Source organism: Bradyrhizobium sp. USDA3516 (assembly GCF_057651995.1).
Window position 1 is genome coordinate 694398 of the sequence record NZ_JBYGYN010000002.1, and the last position, 20805, is coordinate 715202.

Annotated in this window: 20 protein-coding genes and 1 riboswitch; of the genes, 10 read left to right on the plus strand and 10 right to left on the minus strand. The window is 65.9% G+C overall.

The window, feature by feature from the left end; all coding sequences use genetic code 11:
• Nucleotides 1-65: 65 nt before the first annotated feature.
• Nucleotides 66-854: an MOSC domain-containing protein gene (locus AC24YW_RS09100; RefSeq protein WP_487482398.1), complete on the plus strand. Its 789-nt coding sequence runs from the start codon at nucleotides 66-68 to the stop codon at nucleotides 852-854.
• 115 nt (nucleotides 855-969) lie between these two features.
• On the opposite strand, the gene AC24YW_RS09105 is transcribed toward AC24YW_RS09100, so the two are convergent.
• The gene (locus AC24YW_RS09105) at nucleotides 970-1719 is read right to left on the minus strand and encodes an NlpC/P60 family protein (RefSeq protein WP_487482399.1); all 750 of its coding nucleotides are present in this window, start codon (nucleotides 1717-1719) and stop codon (nucleotides 970-972) included.
• Between the two features lie 217 nt (nucleotides 1720-1936).
• Between AC24YW_RS09105 and AC24YW_RS09110 the strand changes: the two genes are divergently transcribed.
• Nucleotides 1937-2800, plus strand: coding sequence for an alpha/beta fold hydrolase (locus AC24YW_RS09110; protein ID WP_487482400.1), 864 nt, complete (start codon nucleotides 1937-1939; stop codon nucleotides 2798-2800).
• A 118-nt stretch (nucleotides 2801-2918) separates the two neighbouring features.
• On the opposite strand, the gene metW is transcribed toward AC24YW_RS09110, so the two are convergent.
• On the minus strand, nucleotides 2919-3581 hold the full coding sequence (gene metW / locus AC24YW_RS09115) for a methionine biosynthesis protein MetW (RefSeq protein ID WP_487482401.1): 663 nt from the start codon (nucleotides 3579-3581) through the stop codon (nucleotides 2919-2921).
• Nucleotide 3582: 1 nt separating this feature from the next.
• The gene (gene metX, locus AC24YW_RS09120) at nucleotides 3583-4779 is read right to left on the minus strand and encodes a homoserine O-acetyltransferase MetX (RefSeq protein WP_487482601.1); all 1197 of its coding nucleotides are present in this window, start codon (nucleotides 4777-4779) and stop codon (nucleotides 3583-3585) included.
• A 94-nt stretch (nucleotides 4780-4873) separates the two neighbouring features.
• Nucleotides 4874-4953: riboswitch (SAM riboswitch) on the minus strand.
• Between the two features lie 155 nt (nucleotides 4954-5108).
• On the opposite strand from metX, the gene AC24YW_RS09125 reads away from it, so the two are divergent.
• From AC24YW_RS09125 to AC24YW_RS09135, 3 genes are read left to right on the plus strand one after another with little or no spacing between them, the layout of a single operon-like run.
• Complete coding sequence (locus AC24YW_RS09125) at nucleotides 5109-5957, plus strand: chorismate mutase (protein ID WP_487482402.1); 849 nt, start codon at nucleotides 5109-5111, stop codon at nucleotides 5955-5957.
• Between the two features lie 34 nt (nucleotides 5958-5991).
• A complete protein-coding gene (hisC, locus tag AC24YW_RS09130; protein ID WP_487482403.1) occupies nucleotides 5992-7089 on the plus strand; it encodes a histidinol-phosphate transaminase in 1098 nt (365 codons plus the stop codon).
• The gene (locus AC24YW_RS09135; RefSeq protein ID WP_487482404.1) at nucleotides 7086-8021 is read left to right on the plus strand and encodes a prephenate/arogenate dehydrogenase family protein; all 936 of its coding nucleotides are present in this window, start codon (nucleotides 7086-7088) and stop codon (nucleotides 8019-8021) included. The genes hisC and AC24YW_RS09135 overlap by 4 nt, the downstream gene beginning before the upstream one ends.
• Before the next feature lie 110 nt (nucleotides 8022-8131).
• Here the strand turns inward: AC24YW_RS09135 and AC24YW_RS09140 are convergent, their stop codons facing one another.
• Complete coding sequence (locus AC24YW_RS09140; protein WP_487482405.1) at nucleotides 8132-9316, minus strand: DUF2125 domain-containing protein; 1185 nt, start codon at nucleotides 9314-9316, stop codon at nucleotides 8132-8134.
• Between the two features lie 110 nt (nucleotides 9317-9426).
• On the opposite strand from AC24YW_RS09140, the gene AC24YW_RS09145 reads away from it, so the two are divergent.
• A complete protein-coding gene (locus tag AC24YW_RS09145) occupies nucleotides 9427-10038 on the plus strand; it encodes a gamma-glutamylcyclotransferase (RefSeq protein WP_487482406.1) in 612 nt (203 codons plus the stop codon).
• 219 nt (nucleotides 10039-10257) lie between these two features.
• Here the strand turns inward: AC24YW_RS09145 and AC24YW_RS09150 are convergent, their stop codons facing one another.
• From AC24YW_RS09150 to ftsE, 4 genes are all read right to left on the minus strand, one after another.
• Entirely contained in the window at nucleotides 10258-11028 is a 771-nt protein-coding gene (locus tag AC24YW_RS09150) for a lysophospholipid acyltransferase family protein (protein WP_487482407.1), read from the minus strand.
• An 11-nt stretch (nucleotides 11029-11039) separates the two neighbouring features.
• Entirely contained in the window at nucleotides 11040-11744 is a 705-nt protein-coding gene (locus AC24YW_RS09155) for a YdcF family protein (RefSeq protein ID WP_487482408.1), read from the minus strand.
• A gap of 72 nt (nucleotides 11745-11816) precedes the next feature.
• Nucleotides 11817-12785 carry a cell division protein FtsX gene (locus AC24YW_RS09160; protein ID WP_487482409.1) on the minus strand — a complete coding sequence of 323 codons (969 nt, stop codon included), beginning with the start codon at nucleotides 12783-12785 and terminating at the stop codon, nucleotides 11817-11819.
• Nucleotides 12778-13437, minus strand: a complete 660-nt coding sequence (gene ftsE / locus AC24YW_RS09165) for a cell division ATP-binding protein FtsE (protein ID WP_100232574.1) — start codon at nucleotides 13435-13437, stop codon at nucleotides 12778-12780. The genes AC24YW_RS09160 and ftsE overlap by 8 nt, the downstream gene beginning before the upstream one ends.
• 208 nt (nucleotides 13438-13645) lie before the next feature.
• Here ftsE and AC24YW_RS09170 point away from each other — a divergent pair, with 208 nt between their 5' ends.
• Both AC24YW_RS09170 and AC24YW_RS09175 read left to right on the plus strand, forming a co-directional pair.
• The gene (locus AC24YW_RS09170) at nucleotides 13646-14524 is read left to right on the plus strand and encodes an MJ0042-type zinc finger domain-containing protein (RefSeq protein ID WP_487482410.1); all 879 of its coding nucleotides are present in this window, start codon (nucleotides 13646-13648) and stop codon (nucleotides 14522-14524) included.
• Nucleotides 14525-14561: 37 nt separating this feature from the next.
• On the plus strand, nucleotides 14562-14936 hold the full coding sequence (locus tag AC24YW_RS09175; protein ID WP_487482411.1) for a response regulator: 375 nt from the start codon (nucleotides 14562-14564) through the stop codon (nucleotides 14934-14936).
• A 202-nt stretch (nucleotides 14937-15138) separates the two neighbouring features.
• On the opposite strand, the gene AC24YW_RS09180 is transcribed toward AC24YW_RS09175, so the two are convergent.
• A complete protein-coding gene (locus tag AC24YW_RS09180) occupies nucleotides 15139-17808 on the minus strand; it encodes a TIGR02302 family protein (RefSeq protein WP_487482412.1) in 2670 nt (889 codons plus the stop codon).
• Nucleotides 17809-17977: 169 nt separating this feature from the next.
• Here AC24YW_RS09180 and AC24YW_RS09185 point away from each other — a divergent pair, with 169 nt between their 5' ends.
• Nucleotides 17978-18361: a carboxymuconolactone decarboxylase family protein gene (locus AC24YW_RS09185; RefSeq protein ID WP_028134137.1), complete on the plus strand. Its 384-nt coding sequence runs from the start codon at nucleotides 17978-17980 to the stop codon at nucleotides 18359-18361.
• 135 nt (nucleotides 18362-18496) lie between these two features.
• Nucleotides 18497-19387 carry an NAD(P)-dependent oxidoreductase gene (locus AC24YW_RS09190; protein WP_487482413.1) on the plus strand — a complete coding sequence of 297 codons (891 nt, stop codon included), beginning with the start codon at nucleotides 18497-18499 and terminating at the stop codon, nucleotides 19385-19387.
• Nucleotides 19388-19518: 131 nt separating this feature from the next.
• Here the strand turns inward: AC24YW_RS09190 and lysA are convergent, their stop codons facing one another.
• Nucleotides 19519-20784, minus strand: coding sequence for a diaminopimelate decarboxylase (gene lysA, locus AC24YW_RS09195; protein ID WP_487482414.1), 1266 nt, complete (start codon nucleotides 20782-20784; stop codon nucleotides 19519-19521).
• Nucleotides 20785-20805 lie beyond the last annotated feature (21 nt).

The following is a 20805-nucleotide window of genomic DNA, read 5'->3' on the forward strand; positions in this document are numbered from 1 at the left end:
CTTCACAATTTCGTGCGTGAATGAGCGGGCTTGGCGATGGCGATCCGAATCCCTTAAGTAGCCGCATGACAGCTAAAGATACCGCCGAGATCACCGGCCTCTACCGCTATCCCGTCAAGGGCCTGACGCCGGAACGCCTGTCGCGCGCCCCTTTACGGGTCGGCCAGACCCTGCCGGCCGACCGCCGCTACGCCATCGAGAACGGCCCGAGCGGGTTCAACCCCGAGGCGCCCGAATGGAAGCCGAAAATCCAGTTCCTGATGCTGGCGCGCAATGAGCGGCTGGCCGCGCTCGACAGCCGGTTCGACGACGAAACCAATTTGCTGACCATCCGCAAGGACGGCCAGATCGTCGCCAGCGGCGATCTCGAGACCGCCGCCGGGCGCGCGGCCATCGAGGCCTATTTCACGGAGAACTTTCAGCCCGAGTTGAAGGGCCCGCCCAAAATTCTTTCCGGCCGCGACCACAGCTTCTCCGACGTCGCCCGCAAGGTCGTCTCCATCATCAATCTCGACAGCGTCCGCGCCATCGAGACCATGCTCGGCGGCGTCGCCGTGCATCCGCTGCGCTTCCGCGCCAATCTCTACGTCAAGGGCTGGCCGGCCTGGTCGGAGCTCGACCTCATCGGCCAGACGCTCGCGATCGGACAGGCCCGGCTGAAGGTGATCAAGCGCATCGTCCGCTGCCCGGCCACCAATGTCGACCCCGAGACCGCCAGGCGCGATCTCGAAATTCCGCCCACGCTCTCGCGCCATCTCGGCCACATGGACTGCGGCATCTATGCCGAGGTGATCGAGGGCGGTGACGTCGGCGTCGGCGATGTAGTGGCGGTGGAAGAGCCGAAGCTGGTGTGAGACAACGCTGTCTCGACGTACTCCGTCATTGCGAGCGCAGCGAAGCAATCCAGGAATGCATCTGCGGAAACAGTCTGGATTACTTCGTCGCAAGAGCTCCTCGCAATGACGAACCTCAGTTCGGCATCACATACGCATAGATCTTGCCGCGCGAGACCGGGGCTTCGCGGACGCGGTTGCCGTTGTTGCCGGAGATCATGATCGGATTGCCCTGCGCGTCGATGCCGGTGACGATGCCGACATGGCCGCCGCGGCGGCCGCGCGACATCACCGCGATGGCGCCGACCTGCGGACCGGAGATGCGCGTGCCGTAATGGGCGAAGGAGTTCGCCATGTCCGAGCCGGTGCCGCGATGACCGGTCTTTTCCAGCACCATGTTCATGAAGCGCGCGCACCACAGGCTTCCGCGCCCGGTCGGATTGCCGCCGACGTAACGGCGCGCTTCCGACACCAGGGAGCCGCCGCCGAAGCCACCACTGCTCGTGGCCTCACTCGCCATGCCGCCGCTCGCGCTCAGCGCCGCTCGACGGCTTGCGCGCGTGACCATTCGACCGCCGCCGGTGATGATCGTTCCACCATTGCCGCTCATGGCGACGCCGGGGCTATTGGTGTTCGGATCATAGCTGGCAAAAGTGTTGCCGAATCCGCTCGCCTGCAACTGCGCCGCGCTGCGCTCGAAGCGCGAGCTGCGTGCATGATGCCGGTAATGATGATGTCTGGTGTGGTGCACGTAAGCGTGCCGTTCTGCGCTATGACGATGATGAGGCCGCGCTGAGGCCGGAGAAACGAACGCGGCAACCGCCGCAAGAAAAATCGCCAGCGCGACAACACAGCGCGACAGGCGGGACGCAAACAACTCAACCATTCTTCATCCTTCGTTGACACCCCCACTTCCAATCGACCCGTGCAAGCGCCGACATCCGTCTGGCCGTTAAGCCGCCGGATGTGGCGAGAAAAAGACGCGGGCTGCCTGCGAATAGCTGCGATGATTTTGCGCCGACACTGCTTCAATGCTGCCGCATTGCGGACAACAGCATTAACTGCGATCCTGCAAAAGCGGCTTGAAGAGAGGGAAACGGTTAATGCCCCACGCCACGACCAAGGATAACGTTCGCATCTATTTCGAAGAGGCGGGCCAGGGAACGCCGATATTTTTTCTGCACGAGTTCGCGGCCGATTACACCAATTGGGAGCCGCAGATGCGCTACTTCTCGCGTGGCCATCGCTGCATTACCTATTCGGCGCGCGGCTACACGCCGTCGGACGTGCCTGACGGCGAGGTCTACACCTACACGCATTTCTACACCGATGCGCTCGCAGTGCTCGATCATCTCGGCATCGAGCGCGCGCATCTCGTCGGCCTGTCGATGGGCGCCTATTCCTCGCTGCAGATCGGGTTGAACGCGCCGCAGCGCGCGCTGTCGATGACGCTGGCCGGCGTCGGCTCCGGCTCGGAGCTCGAGAAGCTCGACGATTGGCGCAAGCAGTGTCGCGCCAATGCCGAGCAGTTCGAGACGCTAGGCTCGGTGGAGGTCGCTAAAGTGACGCGCGAGGCGCCGAGCCGGATTCCCTTCCTGGTGAAGGACCCGCGCGGCCACGCCGACTTCTACGCCGCACTGGCGCGGCACGATGCCAAGGGATCGGCGCGCACCATGCGCGGATTCCAGGGCGGCCGTCCCTCGATCTACACGATGACGGACGCGATCAGAGGCGCGGCAACACCCGCGCTGATCATCTGCGGCGACGAGGACGAGCCGTGCGTCGGGCCGAGCCTGTTCTTGAAGAAGCACCTCCCCGCGGCGGGTCTGGCGATGTTTCCAAAGTCCGGTCACGTGCTCAACCTGGAGGAGCCCGCGCTCTTCAACGAGAGCGTCGAGCGGTTCGTGACGCTGGTGGAAGCCGGACGCTGGCCTGTGCGGGATCCGCGGTCGCTGGCTCCCCATTGAGGTAGAGGCGCCGCCAAGTACTCCGTCATTGCGAGCGTAGCGAAGCAATCCAGAATCCCTCAGCGGCGGCATTCTGGATTGCTTCGTCGCAAGAGCTCCTCGCAATGACGGAGAGAAATTACTTCCCCCCGCCGCGGCTCAGCAAGAACACCGCCTGCTCGCCGAACATGTTCCACACCCACCAGGGCAGGTTCAGCGGCACCGGGCGGCCGTAGAGATCGAGCGCGACCGAGCGCTCCATCTTGACGTTGATCTCGTCGCAGAGCTCGACGAAATCCTTGATGGTGCAGAAATGGATGTTGGCGGTGTCGTACCAGGTCGCCGGCAGATTCTCCGTGCGCGGCATGTGGCCGCCGATCAGGAGCTGGAGCCGCATCTTCCAGAAGCCGAAATTCGGGAACGAGACGATGGCGCGGCGGCCGATGCGCAGCAAATTCTCCAGCACGACCCTCGGCTGCCGCGTCGCCTGTAGCGTCTGCGACAGGATCACGTAGTCGAAGGCGTCGTCGGGATAGTTGACGAGATCAGTGTCGGCATCGCCCTGCACCACCGCGAGCCCCTTGGCGACGCAGCGGTTGACGCCCTCGCGCGACAATTCGATGCCGCGGCCGTCGATGCCGCGGGTCTCCAAGAGCTGAAGCAGATCGCCGTCGCCACAGCCGACGTCGAGCACCTTCGAGCCCGGCTTGACCATCTCGGCAACCAGCCGATGATCGGCGCGATAATCTCCGGACGGCCTGGCCGCACCGCCGTCCAGCGGCAACACTTCCTGCACGGACATCTTAGCTATCCTTCAGTCCGCGGGCCTTGCCTGCCGATTGCAGGAAGGCGCGGGAGATATCGAAGAATTCGGGCACGTCGAGCAGGAAAGCGTCGTGGCCGCGATCGGTCTCGATCTCGGCGAACGACACCCGGGCGCTCGAGGCGTTCAGCGCGTGCACCAGCGCGCGCGATTCCGAGGTCGGGAACAGCCAGTCGCTGGTGAAGGAGACCACGCAGAAGCGGGTCTTGATGCCGGCGAAGGCCTTGGCCAGCACGCCACCATGGTCGGCGGCGATGTCGAAATAGTCCATCGCGCGCGTCAGATAGAGATAGGAGTTGGCGTCGAAGCGCTCCACGAAAGAGGAGCCCTGGTAACGCAGATAGGATTCGACCTGGAAATCGGCGTCGAACGAGAAGGTCGGCAGCTCGCGGTCCTGCATGCGCCGGCCGAACTTGCGGTGCAGCGCGGCGTCCGAGAGATAGGTGATGTGCGCCGCCATCCGCGCCACCGCGAGCCCGCGATGCGGATGGATGCCGCGATCGGCATAGCCGCCGCCGTGCCAGTCGGGGTCGGCCATCACGGCCTGGCGGCCGAGCTCGTGAAAGGCGATGTTCTGCGCCGAGTGCCGCGTCGCGCAGGCGATCGCCAGCGCGGAGAACACGCGCTCCGGATAGGCCGCGGTCCATTGCAGCACCTGCATGCCGCCCATCGAGCCGCCGACGACCGCAAACAGCGTGTCGATGCCGAGCCGGTCGATCAGCATGGCCTGCGCGCGCACCATGTCGGGGATGGTGATGACGGGAAAATCCAGGCCCCAGACCTTGCCGGTGGCGGGATTGATCGAGGCCGGCCCGGTCGAGCCCATGCAGCCGCCGATCACGTTGGAACAGATGATGAAGTAGTGCTTGGGATCGATGGGGCGGCCGGGGCCAACCAGCGTCTCCCACCAGCCGGGCTTGCCGGTGACCGGATGCACATTGGCGACATGCTGGTCGCCGGTCAGCGCATGGCAGATCAGCACCGCGTTGGAGCGATCGGCATTGAGCTCGCCATAGGTCTGGTAGGCGATCTGGAACGGGGTGAGGTCCACACCGCAATCGAGCCGCAGCGGCTGCTCGGTGCCGAAATGCGCGACCTGCGAGCTCGGATGATCGACCTCGTGCGACCGCTCGTCGGCGCTGATCGCAGGACTCGGTATCGACTTGACGCTACCCATCTCGGACATCGACCTCGTTTGCGACGGGCTGCTCGACCGCGCCGCTGACATCAGGCCATGAAAAACCCGGCCTGAACGATAGGTTCGGCCGGGATCGGAAGCGTCCCCGGCCTGTTTAGCGAGTTTTTTAACGTGGCTGCAAGCCGGCCGGCTCAAATGACCACGGAACGGGCAAAAGCTACCGTCTTGGGCGGTTTTCGTCAAGTCGCGGCCCGGATCGGCCCAATTCGCCTCTGCCGCGACGCCCGCAAAGCACGTCATTTCTCTTTGCTTTCGCCGCCCCGACTGCCTAATCAGGACATCCCCCATCGGAACGATCGCCACCAGACATGTCCCAACGTCCGCCCGCGCCACTATCGCTGCAGGAACTGCGCAAGGAGATCGACGCGATCGACGAGGGCATGCATCGCCTCCTCATGCAGCGCGGCGAGATCATCGATCGCCTGATCCAGGTGAAGCAGACCCAGGAGGTCGGCTCGGCGTTTCGCCCCGCGCGCGAGGCCGCCATGATGCGCGAGATCGTGCAGCGTCATCGCGGCATCCTGCCGCTCGACACGGTCGAGAGCATCTGGCGCGTCATCATCTCGACCTTCACCTATGTGCAGGCGCCGTTCTCCGTGCATGCCGACGTCTCGGTGAGCGAGCCGGCGATGCGGGATTCCGCGCGCTTCCATTTCGGCTTCACAGTGCCTTACGTCGCGCATTTCAGCGCGCAGGCCGCGGTCGAGGCGGTGGCAAGATCCAAGGGCGACCTGGCGCTGGTCTCGGCGACCTCGAGCCGCACGCCATGGTGGCTGGAGCTGGAAGCGGACGGCGCACCGAAGATCATCGCGCGGATGCCATTCGTCGAGCGCGCCGACCATCCGGCCGCATTGCCGGTGTTCGCGGTCTCACGCGTCGCCGACAGCGCCCTGGTAACGGAGGTCGAAACCTTCAGCGTGCGCGTCTCGGGATGGAACGCCGAGGTCGCCCGCGCGCTGTCGCCGCTCGCCGAGATCGTGGCGGTGCCCGATACCGCCTTCGACGGCGCGGCGCTGCTGGTCTCGGTTACCGGCGCGACCAGCATCGACAAGATCAGGGCTGCCCTGATCGAGGCGGGGGCCTCGGTGCGCTCCGTGGCCCTCGTCGGCAGCCACGCAACGCGCTATACGGTGCCCCCGACCGGGCCGAAATCGTAAGTCGCGAACCGCCCAAGCCTATCCGGAGTCGAAGATGTCCCGCCCCGTGCCGAATCCCGGCATTCTCGATATTGCGCCCTACACGCCCGGCAAGAGCCCGGTGCCGGAGCCGGGCCGCAAGGTGTTCAAGCTCTCCGCCAACGAGACGCCGTTCGGGCCCTCGCCCAAGGCGATTGAGGCCTTCAAGCGCGTGGCGGATCATCTGGAGGACTATCCGGAAGGCACCTCGCGCGTGCTGCGCGAGGCGATCGGCCGCTCGTTCGGGCTCGATCCGAACCGCATCATCTGCGGCGCCGGCTCGGACGAGATCCTCAATCTGCTCGCGCACACCTATCTCAGCCAGGGCGACGAGGCGATCTCGACCACGCACGGCTTCCTGGTCTACCCGATCGCGACCATGGCGGTCGGCGCCAGGAACGTCGTCGCGCAGGAGACCAACCTCACCGCCGACGTCGACGCCATCCTGAAGGCAGTGACGCCGAAGACGAAGCTGGTCTGGCTCGCCAACCCCAACAATCCGACCGGCACCTATCTGCCGTTCGACGAGGTCAAGCGGCTGCGCGCCGGCCTGCCCTCGCACGTGCTGCTGGTGCTGGACGCCGCCTATTGCGACTACGTCTCGCGCAACGACTACGAGATGGGAATCGAGCTCGTCGCCACCACCGAGAACACCGTGGTGACGCACACCTTCTCCAAGATCCACGGCCTTGCCGCGCTGCGCATCGGCTGGATGTTCGGGCCCGAGCACGTCATCGACGCGGTCAACCGCATCCGCGGTCCCTTCAACGTGTCGACGCCGGCGATGTATGCCGCGGTCGCCGCGATCGAGGACACCGCGCATCAGGCGATGTCGAAGCAGTTCACCGAAACCTGGCGCAACTGGCTCACCGAGGAGATCGGCAAGCTCGGGCTGAAGGTGTCGCCGAGTGTCGCCAATTTCGTGCTGATCCATTTCCCGACCGATAAGGGCAAGACCGCCGATGACGCCGACGCCTTCCTGACCAAGCGCGGCCTCGTGCTGCGCGGCTTGAAGAACTACGGCCTGCCGCATGCGCTGCGCATGACCATCGGCACCGAGGAGGCCAACCGCCTCGTGGTCGAAGGCCTGCGCGACTTCATGGGCGGCAAATGAGCGCGCAGGCGCACTTCCAGCGCGTCGCGCTGATCGGCTTCGGCCTGATCGGCGGCTCGATCGCGCGCGCTGCGAAGCTCCAGGGGCTGGCCGGCGAAATCGTCACCACCGCGCGCTCGGAGAAGACGCGTGCACGCGTCGCCGAGCTCGGGATCGTCGATCAGGTCGTGGCGACGAATGCCGAAGCGGTGAAGGATGCCGATCTCGTTATCCTCTGCATTCCCGTCGGCGCCTGCGGAGCCGTGGCGCAGGAGATCGCGCCGCATCTCAAGGCCGGCGCGATCGTCTCCGACGTCGGCTCGGTCAAGGGCGCGGTGGTCAGGGACATGACCCCGCATCTGCCGAGCGGCATACATTTCGTGCCGGCGCATCCGGTCGCGGGCACCGAGCACTCGGGGCCGGATTCCGGTTTTGCCGAGCTCTTCATCAACCGCTGGTGCATCCTGACCCCGCCCGACGGCACCGACGCAGCGGCGACCGAGCACCTGCGCGCGTTCTGGGCGGCGATGGGCGCCAGGGTCGAGGTGATGACGCCGGATCATCATGATCTCGTGCTCGCCATCACCAGCCACCTGCCGCATCTGATCGCCTACACCATCGTCGGCACCGCCGACGAATTGGCGCAGGTGACGGAATCCGAGGTGATCAAGTTCTCCGCCGGCGGCTTCCGCGATTTCACCCGCATCGCGGCGTCCGATCCGACGATGTGGCGCGACGTGTTCCTCGCCAACAGGGAGGCCGTGCTGGAGATGCTCGGCACCTTCACCGAGGATCTGGCCAAGCTCACCCGCGCGATCCGCCGCGGCGACGGGGAGGCGCTGTTCGACCACTTCACCCGCACCCGCGCCATCCGCCGCGGCATCGTCGAGATCGGCCAGGATTCCGCGGCGCCCGATTTCGGCCGGCAGCATGGCGCGCTGAAGAAGCCGTGAGCCTGTCGTTCAGGGGCGCCCGAAGGGCGAACCCGGAATCCATTGGGCCACAACGCACGGGGTGAAATGGATTCCGGGCTCACGCTTCGCGTGCCCCGGAATGACAGTCTTCAATACAGCGGCGGGATCTGGCCGACCTTGACCGGGCCGAGCAGCACGGCACCGTCGACGAATTTCAGCGGGAAGCTCCGCGCCTTCTTGCCTTCCAGCGTGCTCTCGGTGCCGATCGAATTGATGCCGGCGGCAACGCCGGCATTGGCGTTCTGCTTGATGACCTTGCCGAGGCCGGGGACGGCGCGGTCGAGCGCGCCGAACAGATTGTTGAGGTCCTGCGACTTCACGCCGGGCGCGAGGCGATCGAGCGTTGACTGCGGCACGCCCTCCTCCAGCATCTTCTCGATACCGAGCGCCGGGATCACGCGCTCGAGGCCGGTCACCGTCATCTGCAATTCGCCGTCGAGCCGGCCGTTGGGCGACAGGCCGAGCGTGCCGGCCGCGACCGCGATCATCTCGCCCTGCTGAATACGCGACTGCACGATCTCGATGTGACCGCCGGCGGCCTGGATCTCGCGGAAGCGCTGCGGCCACGGTTTGGGCGTGAGGTCGGAGAGGCCGGTGATCTTGGCGCGAGTGTCCGCCTCGAACGGCTCGGCGAGCAACGGATGCACGCCCTGGATGCTGCCCTGCGCGACATGGACCACGGTCTCGATCACGGGACGATCCGACGCTGATCCATCGGCAAGGCGCCCGTGCAGCTCCACCTGCTTGGCGCGCGCAAGCGGCACCTGGACGCTGCCATCGAGCCGGTTGAGGCTGGGGTCGTCGAACACGATGGAAGCGCGATCGGGCACCGCCGGCAGGCCCGCCACACTGGCGCGGCCCTTGCTCCAATTCACCGTGAAGGTGTTTTGCGTGATGCCGTCGATCAGCGTCGCGGGCGCTGCGAATTCGGCGATGATGCGCTTGGGGTCGTAGACCTGGGCCACGACCAGGATGTTGTCGAGCTTGGCGGTGAACGGCGTCTTGCTCGCGTTCTGCGAGACCAGGGCGACGCTGGCGCCGGAGCACTGGACCTCGAAGCGGAACGGAAAGCCGGCGATCGAGCGCTTGGCACAATCATAGATGCGGCCGGCCTTGGCTTCCTGCGCCCGCCAGGCGTCGGCGGTGATTTCGGCCTGCGAGGCCGCATAGAACCAGAAGCAGGTCCAGCCGACGGCAAGGACCAGGACGAGAACGGGAGCGATGAAAAGGCCCCAGCGGGAGCGGCGGCCAGTGGCAACGGTCATATTGGACATGCGGCGACCCTTTGACGCCAGATTCAGGCAAATGTAAGCGGAGCCGGCCTGCGACGAAAGGCGCAGAAATCGCTTCGCTTGGGCGCAGGGTTCTGGTAGCCGTCCCCGAAATGTCCGAAATCACCCTCCCCTCCGTCACCACAGCCAAGGGCGACCTCTGGGTGTTCGGCTACGGCTCGCTGATGTGGCGGCCGGGCTTCGACTTCGAGGAGCGCGTCCCGGCACGGCTGGTCGGCGAGCACCGCGCGCTCTGCGTCTATTCCTTCGTGCATCGCGGCACGCCGGAGAAGCCGGGCCTGGTGCTCGGCCTCGACCGCGGCGGCGCCTGCCGCGGCATCGCTTTCCGCGTCGCCGAGAAGAACCGGGCCGAGGTGGTTGCATATTTGCGCGCGCGCGAGCAGGTCACCTCGGTCTATCGCGAGGTGATGCGCTCGGTGTGGCTGGAGAACGACGCGCGTCAGCGCGTCTCCGCGCTCGCCTACGTCGTCGACCGCGGCCATGTGCAATATGCCGGCCGCCTCTCGCTCGCCGAGCAGCATCGCCATGTCGTCCAGGGCCATGGTCAGTCCGGCGCCAACCGCGACTACGTCACCGCGACGGTGAAGGCGATCGAGGCCGAAGGCTTTCGCGACACGCAGCTGCATCAGCTTGCATTGATGCTGCATGGTGATGCGCATTCCCTGCACGCGGCGGATCGGGACCAAGATCGCGAAAGCCGCTAAAGCAGAATGGCCTTAGGTTGAATCGATTGTCGCGGCTCGTTCACCTCTCCCGCTTGCGGGAGAGGTCGGCGCGTCCGGGCGATGCGAAGCATCGTCCCGCGCGCCGGGTGAGGGCTTTCTCCTCTTGGAGACTGTCCCATTGCGGAAGCACCCTCTCCCGCAAGCGGGAGAGGGAGCGCACCTCCGTCGTTGCGCGATCAAGCCTCATTTCATTGCGCTTTAGCCCGTCGGCGCGTAACTCGGCGCCGAGCCGATCAACTGCTCCTGCTCCTTCCGCCCCGCTTCGACGAGGCGAGTGGTCGCATCCTCGATCGCCGCTTGCACGCGTGCGAGAAATTCGTCCTTCGGCAGGCCCGGCGGCAACGGCTCGAGAAACTCGACCACCAGCGTGCCGGGGTAGCGCATGAAGGTACGGCGCGGCCAGAACAGGCCGGAATTGAGTGCGACCGGCAGGCACGGCACGCCGCAGGAGGAGTAGATCTGCGCGAAGCCGGTCTTGTAGTCGGGCGCAGCGCCGGGCGCGCGGCGCGTGCCTTCCGGAAAGATCACGAGCTGCTTTCCACTGCGCACCGCCTCGCGCGCGCGACGCGTCATGTCCAGCAGCGCCTTCACGCCGGCATTGCGGTCGATCGCGATCATCCCGGTCTTGACCAGAAACTGGCCGAACACCGGGATCTGCATCAGCTGGCGCTTGAGGATGAAGATCGGCCGGTTGAAGAAACCCGGCAGCACGAAGGTCTCCCAGAACGACTGATGCTTGGCCACGATCAGCAGCGGTCCTGTCGGGATCTTCTCCACCCCGCGGAATTCCACCCTGATGTTGCAGACCACGCGCATCAGGACCAGCGTCGCCTTGGCCCACCATTGCGCCACCGTGAGCATGGCGCGCGGCGGCAATGCAAAGGTCGGCAGCGCAACGATCGCGAGAAGGACCAGCACGGCGTAGAACAGCACGTTGAACACGAGCGATCGCAGGAAAATCAGGAACATCGATGGTCCGATCAATTGGCCTGTGCGGTGGCGGGCCGCTTCGGTTGCTGACCTGCAGGCTGCTCCGACATCTCGGGCCAAAGGTCAATCCCGAAATCCTCCAGCCGCACCCTGAGCTCGGCCGCAATGTACTTGACGTATTCGGACAGGAGCAGCCGCAGCGTCGAGCCCGAGATCCACCACGGCTCCTCGCGCCATTTTTCACCGACCACCGCGAACGGGATCAGCGTCGTCTGTGGCATCGCATGCGAGAATTCCACCAGCGCGCGCGGCATGTGATAGTTCGAGGTGACCACGATCAGAGACGTAAATCGGCGCCCCTCGGCCCAGCGCCGCGCCTCCGCCGCGTTGCCGCGGGTCGTGAGCGCGGTGCGGTCGAGGTCGACGCAGCAGGTCATGAAGGACTGATTCTCCGGCAAGGTGCGGGAGATGTCGCTCGCCGTCGAGGTCGGATGCACGCCGGAAATCAGGAGCCGCCTGCCGTAGCCGGCAGCGAGCAGCTCCATCGCGTCCGATACCCGCGAGGAGCCGCCGGTCAGCACCACGATGCCGTCCGCCTTGCGGTCCGGCACCGTCTCGGCGCCGCGCAATTGCGACAGGAATGCAACGAAGCCCGCGGCCGCGCCGACGAAGGCGAGCGCGATCGTCGAAACGATTGCCGCGCGCAGCCAGCCGCGCGGCAGTTTCGGCGATCGTTCGTCGGCCCTTGAGGTCATGCGATGTCGGTGATCCCTTCCCGATCTGATTTTATGACGTTTTGAGGCGAAGTGGAGTCCGGTTTAGCAAGCCTAGTCGACGTCGTTCAATGTCGCGAACAGCGTCTGGCGCGAGGCGATCGCGGTAATGGCGCCGATCAGGACGGCCTGAACCGCGAGCACGACGTAGCCGGAGGGGCGCAGCGAGAAGGTGCCGAGCAGCGCGGCGAACTGGTCGCCGACGGGGGTCCCGGAAAACCAGCCTGCGATGGACTCGGAGAAGCCGAACATCAGCATGGCGGCGCCGCCGCCGATCACGCCGCCCTCCAGGCCCAGCCTGAGGAAATGACGCAGGAAGTGATTGGCGATGTAGCGGTCGCCGGCGCCGACGAAATGCAGCACCTCGACGATCGGACGGTTCGCCGCCATGGCACCGCGGGTCGCGAACGACACCGAGATGATGGTTGCGACGATGACGAGCGCGAGGATGCCGAGGCCCGCCAGCACGATGGCGTTCGTCATCATGCGCATGCGCTCGATCCAGGCGCGGTGATCGTCGACGCTGGCGCTAGGGGCGACCTGCGTCACGCGCGCGCGCAAGGCGCCGAGATCGAGCGGCGTTCCCGGCTGCACGCGTGCGATGATCATGCGCGGCACAGGCAGATCGTCCATCGACAGGCCGGTACCGAGCCAGGGCTCGAGCAGCTTGCCGCTCTCCTCCCTGGTGAACGGCTTGACCTCGACGATGCCGGCTTGCGTGCGCATCGCTTCCGCCACGGCTACGGTGTCGCGCTCGAGATCGCGGCCGGCCTGCGGACGAACCTGGATGGTGATTTCGCTCGCGACGTCCGACTGCCATTCGGCGGCGGAGGCACTGACCAGCAGCACCGTGCCCGTAGCCATCGAGGCCAGGAACGTCATGATGGCGACGACCGCGAGCAGTGCTCTGCCGTGGATCGAGGCGCGCGGCACGATCGGCGACATATTGCGCGCCTTGGCCGGAAGCTGCGGACGCTCCTGTCCGAGATCGACCAGCACGCCGCGCTCGTCCAGCCTACTCATAGACGTGCAGCCGTCCCTGGTGCAGCACCAGCCGCCGTGCTTCGTACTGGTCCATCAGGCCGATGTCGTGGGTGGCGATGATGACGGCGGTGCCTGATTTGTTGAGCTCGATGAAGAGTCGCAGCAGGCGGCGGCCGAGCGTCGGATCGACGCTGCCGGTCGGCTCGTCCGCGAGCAACAGCTGCGGCCGCGAGATCACGGCGCGCGCGATCGCCGCGCGCTGCTTCTCGCCACCCGACAGGATCGGCGGCAGCGCGTCCATGCGGTCGCCGAGGCCGACCCAGCGCAACAGATCGATCACCTCCTTCCGGTAGCTCGACTCGCTGCGGCCCATGACGCGGAACGGCAGCGCGACATTCTCATAGGTCGTCATGTGATCGAGCAGGCGGAAATCCTGGAGCACGATGCCGATGCGCTTGCGCAGGTCTGCGATCTCGTCCTTCCCGAGCTGCGAGACGTCGTGGCCGAACAGGTTGACGAGGCCCCGCGTCGGTCGATGCGACAGGAACAACAGGCGCAGCAGGGACGTCTTGCCGGCACCGGACGGTCCGGTGAGGAACTGGAAGGAATGCGCCGGGATCTGGAAGCTGAGGTCGCGCAGGATCTCCGGCCCCAGTCCGTAACGCAAACCGACATTTTCGAACCGAACCAAGCTCAGCTCCGTTCGAGAGGGGGCGCAGGCCGCATTGCGGAGCTCCGCCATACGCGATCAACGGGTTTTGCCGCCGTTATGGTTTCCGGTTCGTTAACGGTCGCCCAGTAGCATAAAGGGCGCCCGGTTCTGTGCGATCGTGGCATCGTCAAGACCAGTCCAAGACCTTCGTTCACCAAGACCTTCGTTCATGCATCAAGGCTCGTCCATGCATATCGTCTGCCCCCATTGTATGACATCCTACGCCATCAAGCTCGCGAGCCTTGGGGCGAACGGGCGGGCGGTCCGCTGCTCCCGCTGCAAGGAGACCTGGATCGCCCACGCCGAGGATGCCATCGAGGAGGCGTCCGTTCCGGCCATGGCCGCGGCCAGCCGAGCCGACGACCAGTCCGACCTCGCCGAACAATGGAACTCCTATGCCAAGGACGACGGCGCCGCTGATGCGCCCGTCATCGACAGCCCCTCGATCGCCAGCGACTGGCCGGATGAGCAGGCCCACGAAACCGAGGACGAATGGTCGGCAGCGGCCCGGCAGGCCGAAGAAGAGGCCGTCGGCGCGCAGCACCAATCCTGGTTCCGAAGCCTGTTCCCCCGCCGCGGCGCGCGGGTAAGCCACCCGGTCGCCGCTGCGGTGCCGCGCAAATCCTATCTTGGCCTGCCGACCGCCTGCGCCGCGATGGGCGCGCTGGTGCTGGCACTGGTGCTCTGGCGTGGCGACGTGGTGCGGCTGCTGCCCCAGACGGCAGCGTTCTACAAAATGGTCGGGCTCGAGGTGAACTTGCGGGGTCTCGCCTTCAAGGACGTCAAGCTCTCCAGCGAGACCGTGGACGGTAAGCAGGTGCTGGTGATCGAGGGCGTGATCGTCGGCGAGGGCAAGAAGCCGCTCGACATTCCGCGGCTGCGCTTTGCCGTGCGCGACGCTCAGGGCGCGGAGATCTATGCCTGGAATGCGGTACTTGAGCAGACCGTGCTGCGGCCGGGTGAGCGCGCCTTCTTCCGCTCGCGCCTCGCCTCACCGCCGCCGGAGGGCCGCAACATCGATGTTCGTTTCTTCAACCGGCGCGACATTGCCGGCGGCAGCGTATAATCGCCCTCGCAAGGGCGTTTATCCCGAGGTTCGTCTCATGCCGAAAATCTTGATCGCCGACGACGAGGATTCGATGCGCACGCTGGTCGCGCGCGCCATCGCCATGGACGGCCACGAGACCGTCACCGCCCAGGACGGTGCCGAGGCGCTGGAGATCCTGACCCGCGAGGATGGCGCCTTCGACCTGTTGCTCACCGACATCCAGATGCCGGTGATGGACGGCATCGCGCTGGCGCTCTCCGTCGCGCGCGATTTCCCCGACCTGACCATCTTGCTGATGACCGGCTTTGCCGACCAGCGCGAGCGCGCCTCGAACCTGAACGCGCTGGTGCACGACGTCGTGACCAAGCCGTTCTCGGTCGCGGATATCCGCACGGCGGTCGCCGATGCGCTGGCGGCGAAGAAGGGCTAGCGTCGGCGGTATCCCCACATCGTCATTGCGAGCGCAGCGAAGCAATCCAGACTGCCGTCGCGGAAAGACTCTGGATTGCTTCGCTGCGCTCACAATGACGAAAACTGTGGCGCGATCCCAGCCCGCATCAGCGCAGCGGTATGCGGGAACACTGCCCCGGATGTCGCTGCGCTCATCCGGGCTACGAGAACTGAGCCGTCCCTCAAAACTCCTTCAGCAGCCGCTCGAGATAATCGAGCTCGATCTGCGGCCGCGACGGATCGCCGAGACGGCGGCGGAGCTCTTCGAGAATGCGGCGGACACGCTGGGTGTCGATCTCGCCGGGAATCTTGACCGTGTAATCGTCGCCATATTCGCGCCCATGCAGCGGCCGGCCGAGCGGATCGGTCTGGTTGCCGCCGCTCTGTTGACGGCCGGCGCGCTGGCCGGGGCCGTCGCCCTGGCCGTCGCCATCACCCTGCTGCATCGCCTCGGCCATCTTCTGCGCACCCTTGCGCATGGCGTCGAGTGCCTTGCCTTGCGAGTCCACGGCGCCGTCGGCATTGCCCTCGCCGAGCTTTGATCCGGCATCGCCCATGGCACCGTCGGCCGCATCCAGGCTGCCGTCATCGCCCTGGTCGCTGTCCTGGTCACCGTTCTGGCCGGGTTGGCCCTGCTCGCCTTGCTGACCCTTCTGGCCCTTCTGTGCCTGCTGGCCTTGCTGACCCTTCTGCCCCTTCTGGGTGAGGCCGCGCTTGGCGAGCTCGTCCTGCAGCTTCTTCAGGCGGTCGCGCAGTCCCTGCTGGTCCTGCTGCAGCTCCGACATGGACTGATCGCCCTGCTGCTGCTTGCCACGCGAGCGATCGCGCCGGGAATCCTGGCCCTGCTTGAACGTCTTGTCGCGCAATTGCTGCTGCTTGCGGATCATGTCGCCAAGCTCATTGAGCGCCTGCTCCATGTCGCTCTCGCCGGACTGCCCCGGCTGCGCCATCTGCAGGCCTTCCAGCATCTGCTGGAGCTGGTCGAGCAACTGCTTGGCCGCATCCTTGTCGCCGGAGCGCGACAGGCGCTCCATCCGGTCGATCATGTTCTGCAGATCCTGCTGACGCAGAACCTTGGTGTTCGGATCGAGCGGCCGCGCCAGCTGCTGCGGGTCATTGTTGTTTCGGAACTGCTCGGCAAGCTGGCGCATGAAATCGTTCAGCGCCTGACGCAGATCCTGCGTGAGCTTCTTGATCTCTTCGTCGCTGGCGCCGCGCTCCAGCGCCTGCTTCAGCGCTTCCTGGGCCGCGCGCAACGCCTTCTCGACGTCGGAGATCTTGCCGTCCTCGATCGTCACCGCAAGCGCCCACAGGCTCGCCACGACCTCGCGCAGGGCATCGTCGGTGCGCGCCGCTTCGAGCTGCCGGGCCACGCTGTGCAGGCCGAGATATTGTCCAGCCTCCGGCGTGAACATCTCGGGCGCGATCATCAGCCCGTCGAGCGCGGCATAGACGTCCGAATTCTTGTTGGCGTCGAGCGCGAGGATGCGGCGCTGCTCGATCAAGGCGCGGGCCAGCGGCTTGGTGAAGAGCCGCTCGGGCAGGCGCATGTTGAACGGCTCGCTGGTGGCCTCGTTGCCGGCCTCGTCCTTGGCCGCGAGTGTCAGCGTGACCTCGGCGCCGGCGTAGGGATCCTCGCTGAGATCCTTCACGGATTGCCCGACGCCGTTGCGGGTGCGCGCGTTCGGCAGCGCGAGCGGGAATTGCGGCGGCTGGAACAGCGGCCGCGGCGCCGTCCTGCTGTCGCCATCGCCGCCAGCGGCCTTCGGACCATCTTTAGGGCCATCCTTGGCACCATCTTTGGCATCGGTCGACCGCGGGGCGAATTTGGCCTCGGCGCCGGTGACGCCGTAATCGTCCTCGATCTTGTAGGAGAGCTGGAGCGCGCCGCGCGCCTGGCGCTCCGGATCCTTGGCGAGCGCGATCGTCGGCGGACGATCCGGCGTGGCGGCGAAGGCCCATTGCGGCTGGCCGGAGGGCGCCCGGACATGCGCGGTGCCGTCGCCCGAAATCGCGAAATGCTTTTCGTTGGTCCCCTGGGGGCTGGCTTCAGTCGGGGCGACCTCCTTGAGGCCGCCCGAGACGGCGACATCCAGGTTGCCGCCGGAGGAGCGCACGATCAAGGTCGAGCCGGCGGGAACGGCGAGCGGGCCGCCGGCGGGCAATGCCGCAGCTTCCTTGTTGGCGGCCGACAGGATCACCGGCGGCCTGCCGGTGTAGAGCGGCGGCGTGACCCAGGCGTCGACGCGAACGTTGGCCGGCGCCAGCACCCCGTTCCAGTCGAAGGCGGCGCCAAGGCGCATTGCTCGCTCGTCACCCGCGGCAAAGAAGGTCGCAACCAGCATCACCATGACGAGGGCACGCAGCGCCCAGGGGTCGTGAAGCGCGAGCCGGGGCTGCGGCACACCGGCGCGGATGCGCTTGATGGAGGCGAGCGTCCGCTCGCGCTGCGCCTGCCAAAGCGCCTGCGCGACCGGGTCCTGCGAGGTCAGTGTGTCCGTGAGCGTGGTGGCCGGGCGGTGCCGGATGCCGGAGCCACGGTCGAGCCGGGCGAGCGCTTCCTCGCGGCTCGGCCAGCGGAAGCGAATCAGCGGGAACAGGGCAGCCGCCGCGATCACGGCGAAAAGGGCGAGGCCGACGGCCCTGGCCGTGAACGGCAGCGCCAGCCAAAGGCCGGCCCAGGACACCACCAGGAACAGGCCGACGACGGTCAGAAGGCGCGCCGCATTGGGCCAGGCACGCTCCCACGCGATGGCATAAGTCGCCCGATCAAGGGCCTGCGCCAGCTTCAGCCGCGACAGCGCGTCACTGTTGCGGATCGGGTCTGACGGCTCGGGGGTGAGGCCGTTCAATCAACTCTCCAGGTTGCCCGGTAGAGCAGAGCCTATCACAACGGCAGCACTGAGGCATCCGTTCCTGTACGGGAGAGCCTCCTTTTCCCGCATAACACGAGGACGTGACTGGCCGGGTGCAACCCCGTAATTTCCGCGCGCCAATCTCGAGGGAAACGAAGGAAACGCCATGGACAAGAAGATGCACGACAAGGGCCTGGAAGTCCGCAAAGCGGTGCTGGGCGAGGCCTATGTCAACAACGCCCTGAAGAACGTCGACGATTTCAACCGCCCGTTCCAGGAGATGCTCAACGAATATTGCTGGGGCACGGTGTGGGGCCGCGAGGAGCTGCCGCGCAAGACCCGCAGCATGCTCAACATCGCCATGATCGCGATCCTCAACCGTCAGCACGAGTTTCGCGCGCATCTGAAGGGCGCGCTGACCAATGGCGTCACCCGCGAGGAGATCCGCGAGATCCTGATGCAGGTCGCGATCTATGGCGGCATGCCCGCTGCGGTCGACAGCTTCCGCATCGCGCGCGAGGTGTTCGCGGAGATCGACGGGAAGGCGTGAGACCAACAACAAGCATTCAACGTAGTGCACCGTCATTGCTAGCGAAGCGAAGCAATCCAGAATCTATCCGCGGAGAAAGACTGGATTGCTTCGTCGCTTCGCTCCTCGCAATGACGCGGAGGAGGCAGAAACACCATGGACATCGGATTCATCGGGCTCGGAAACATGGGTTTCCCGATGGCGCGGCGGCTGATCGAGGCGGGGCACAGGCTCGTCGTATTCGACACGCGCAAGGAAGTTACGGGCAATCTGGTCGCGCGCGGTGCCATTGCCGCGTCGTCGCCGAAGGACGTCGCCGACCAGGTCGAGACCGTGATGGCGAGCCTGCCCTCGCTGCAGGCTTCCCTCGACGTTGCCACCGGCGCTGGCGGCGTGATCGAGGGCAAGCGCGCCAAGCGTTTCGTCGATCTCTCAACGGTCGGCTCGGCGATGGCCGCGAAGATTCACGGCCTGCTCGCAAAGCGCGGCATCGTGCAGATCGATTGTCCCGTCTCCGGCGGCGTCGGCGGCGCGGAGAAGGGCACGCTGGCCGTGATGGTGTCAGGTCCGAAAGCCGAGTTCGAGCAGCTCAAGCCTGCGCTCGAGGTGATCGGAAAGGTGTTCTTCATCGGCGAGAAGCCCGGCGCGGCGCAGACCATGAAGCTCGCCAACAATTTCCTGTCGGCCACCGCGATCGTGGCGACGTCGGAAGCCGTGGTGATGGGCGTCAAGGCCGGGCTCGATCCCGCCGTGATGATCGACGTCATCAATGCGGGGTCTGGCATGAACACGGCGAGCCGCGACAAGTTTCCGCGCGCGGTGCTGCCGCGCACCTTCGACTTCGGCTTCGCCACGGGATTGATGGTGAAGGACGTGCGGCTGGCGCTGGAGGAGATGAAGCAGCTCGGCCTGTCGATGGAGGTCGCCGACGCGGTTGGGCGGTTGTGGGAAACGGTCATCAGCGCGGAAGGCGCCGAGTCCGATTTCACCGCGGCGATCAAGCCGATCGAGAAGAAGGCGGGTGTGATCGTAGGCGGAAACAACTGACGTTCAGCGAAATAGCGCGGTCGTGGCGAATTTGCCCGACAGTTCAAGCGGTTTTGCCTGACGACCAAGCATCATTGCGAAACCCCCAGTCTACTGTGCATGGGGTTGTTTTTCAGGTTTTGGTGGCGGCCTCACAGCCACGGCGCCGGCGTATCCATTGCAATCAGCTGCTCGACCTCGATGCGCGGGCGCACCACGGCGTATTGGTCACCCTTCACCAGCACCTCGGGCACCAGCGGCCGGGTGTTGTAGGTGCCGGCCTGCACGGCGCCATAGGCACCGGCGGTCATGATGGCGAGGAGATCGCCGGGCGCGGGCGTCGGCAGCGTGCGGTCGAGGGCGAGATAATCGCCGGTCTCGCAGACCGGGCCGACGACATCGGCCAGAATCGTGGCGGTGCCCTTGGCGGGCTGCGTCACCGCCAGAATGTCGTGATGCGCCTCGTACAGCGTCGGGCGGATCAGGTCGTTCATGGCGGCGTCGATGATGACGAAGTTCTTGCCGTCGCCATGCTTCACATAGATCACCTTGGCGACGAGAATGCCGGCATTGCCGACGATCATGCGGCCCGGCTCGAACATCAGCGTGCAGCCGAGATTGTGGCTGACGCGCTTGACCATGGCGGCGTAGGCGGCGGGCGCCGGCGGCGCCTCGCGGTCCATGTAGTAGGGAATGCCGAGACCGCCGCCGAAATCGACGTGGCTGATGTCGTGGCCGTCCGCGCGCAGCGTCTGCACGAATTCGGAGAGGATGCGGAACGCGGTCTCCATGCCGGAGAGATCGGTGATCTGGCTGCCGATATGCACGTCGGTGCCGGTCACCTTGATTCCGGGCAGCTTCGCGGCGCGCGCATAGACCTCACGGGCATGCACGATCGGGATGCCGAACTTGTTCTCGGACTTGCCGGTGGAGATTTTTGCATGCGTGCCGGCATCGACGTCGGGATTGACGCGGAGCGAGATGCGCGCGGTCTTGCCCATCTCGGTGGCGAGGCGCGACAGCAGCTCGAGCTCCGGCTCGGATTCGACATTGAGGCAGAGGATGTCGGCGGCCAGCGCCGCGCGCAGCTCCGCCTCGGTCTTGCCGACGCCGGAGAAGACGATCTTGCTGGCGGGAATGCCGGCCGCCAAGGCGCGCTTCAACTCGCCGCCCGAAACCACGTCGGCGCCGGCGCCGAGCTTGGCCAGCGTCCGCAGCACCGACTGGTTGGAGTTCGCCTTCATGGCGTAGCAAACCAGCACCTTCTCGCCGGCAAAGGCCTCGGTGAAGACGCGGTAGTGCCGCTCCAGCGTCGCGGTCGAATAGCAATAGAACGGCGTGCCGACAGTGGCGGCCAGCTCGGACAGGTTCACCGCCTCGGCGTGCAGCACGCCGTTGCGATAGTCGAAATGATTCATGGCGCAGGCTCGGTTGTGCCG

What these genes read in the sequence shown, in the direction of transcription:
- AC24YW_RS09105 (WP_487482399.1), bottom strand. Translation starts at nt 1,719, where the DNA reads ATGGTTGAGTTGTTTGCGTCCCGCCTGTCGCGCTGTGTTGTCGCGCTG.
- AC24YW_RS09175 (WP_487482411.1), top strand. Translation starts at nt 14,562, where the DNA reads ATGCCGAAAATCTTGATCGCCGACGACGAGGATTCGATGCGCACGCTG.
- AC24YW_RS09140 (WP_487482405.1), bottom strand. Translation starts at nt 9,316, where the DNA reads ATGTCCAATATGACCGTTGCCACTGGCCGCCGCTCCCGCTGGGGCCTT.
- metW (WP_487482401.1), bottom strand. Translation starts at nt 3,581, where the DNA reads ATGTCCGTGCAGGAAGTGTTGCCGCTGGACGGCGGTGCGGCCAGGCCG.
- AC24YW_RS09150 (WP_487482407.1), bottom strand. Translation starts at nt 11,028, where the DNA reads ATGTTCCTGATTTTCCTGCGATCGCTCGTGTTCAACGTGCTGTTCTAC.
- AC24YW_RS09190 (WP_487482413.1), top strand. Translation starts at nt 18,497, where the DNA reads ATGGACATCGGATTCATCGGGCTCGGAAACATGGGTTTCCCGATGGCG.
- metX (WP_487482601.1), bottom strand. Translation starts at nt 4,779, where the DNA reads ATGGGTAGCGTCAAGTCGATACCGAGTCCTGCGATCAGCGCCGACGAG.
- AC24YW_RS09160 (WP_487482409.1), bottom strand. Translation starts at nt 12,785, where the DNA reads ATGAGTAGGCTGGACGAGCGCGGCGTGCTGGTCGATCTCGGACAGGAG.
- AC24YW_RS09100 (WP_487482398.1), top strand. Translation starts at nt 66, where the DNA reads ATGACAGCTAAAGATACCGCCGAGATCACCGGCCTCTACCGCTATCCC.
- AC24YW_RS09170 (WP_487482410.1), top strand. Translation starts at nt 13,646, where the DNA reads ATGCATATCGTCTGCCCCCATTGTATGACATCCTACGCCATCAAGCTC.
- AC24YW_RS09155 (WP_487482408.1), bottom strand. Translation starts at nt 11,744, where the DNA reads ATGACCTCAAGGGCCGACGAACGATCGCCGAAACTGCCGCGCGGCTGG.
- AC24YW_RS09135 (WP_487482404.1), top strand. Translation starts at nt 7,086, where the DNA reads ATGAGCGCGCAGGCGCACTTCCAGCGCGTCGCGCTGATCGGCTTCGGC.
- AC24YW_RS09110 (WP_487482400.1), top strand. Translation starts at nt 1,937, where the DNA reads ATGCCCCACGCCACGACCAAGGATAACGTTCGCATCTATTTCGAAGAG.
- AC24YW_RS09185 (WP_028134137.1), top strand. Translation starts at nt 17,978, where the DNA reads ATGGACAAGAAGATGCACGACAAGGGCCTGGAAGTCCGCAAAGCGGTG.
- AC24YW_RS09145 (WP_487482406.1), top strand. Translation starts at nt 9,427, where the DNA reads ATGTCCGAAATCACCCTCCCCTCCGTCACCACAGCCAAGGGCGACCTC.
- hisC (WP_487482403.1), top strand. Translation starts at nt 5,992, where the DNA reads ATGTCCCGCCCCGTGCCGAATCCCGGCATTCTCGATATTGCGCCCTAC.
- AC24YW_RS09125 (WP_487482402.1), top strand. Translation starts at nt 5,109, where the DNA reads ATGTCCCAACGTCCGCCCGCGCCACTATCGCTGCAGGAACTGCGCAAG.
- lysA (WP_487482414.1), bottom strand. Translation starts at nt 20,784, where the DNA reads ATGAATCATTTCGACTATCGCAACGGCGTGCTGCACGCCGAGGCGGTG.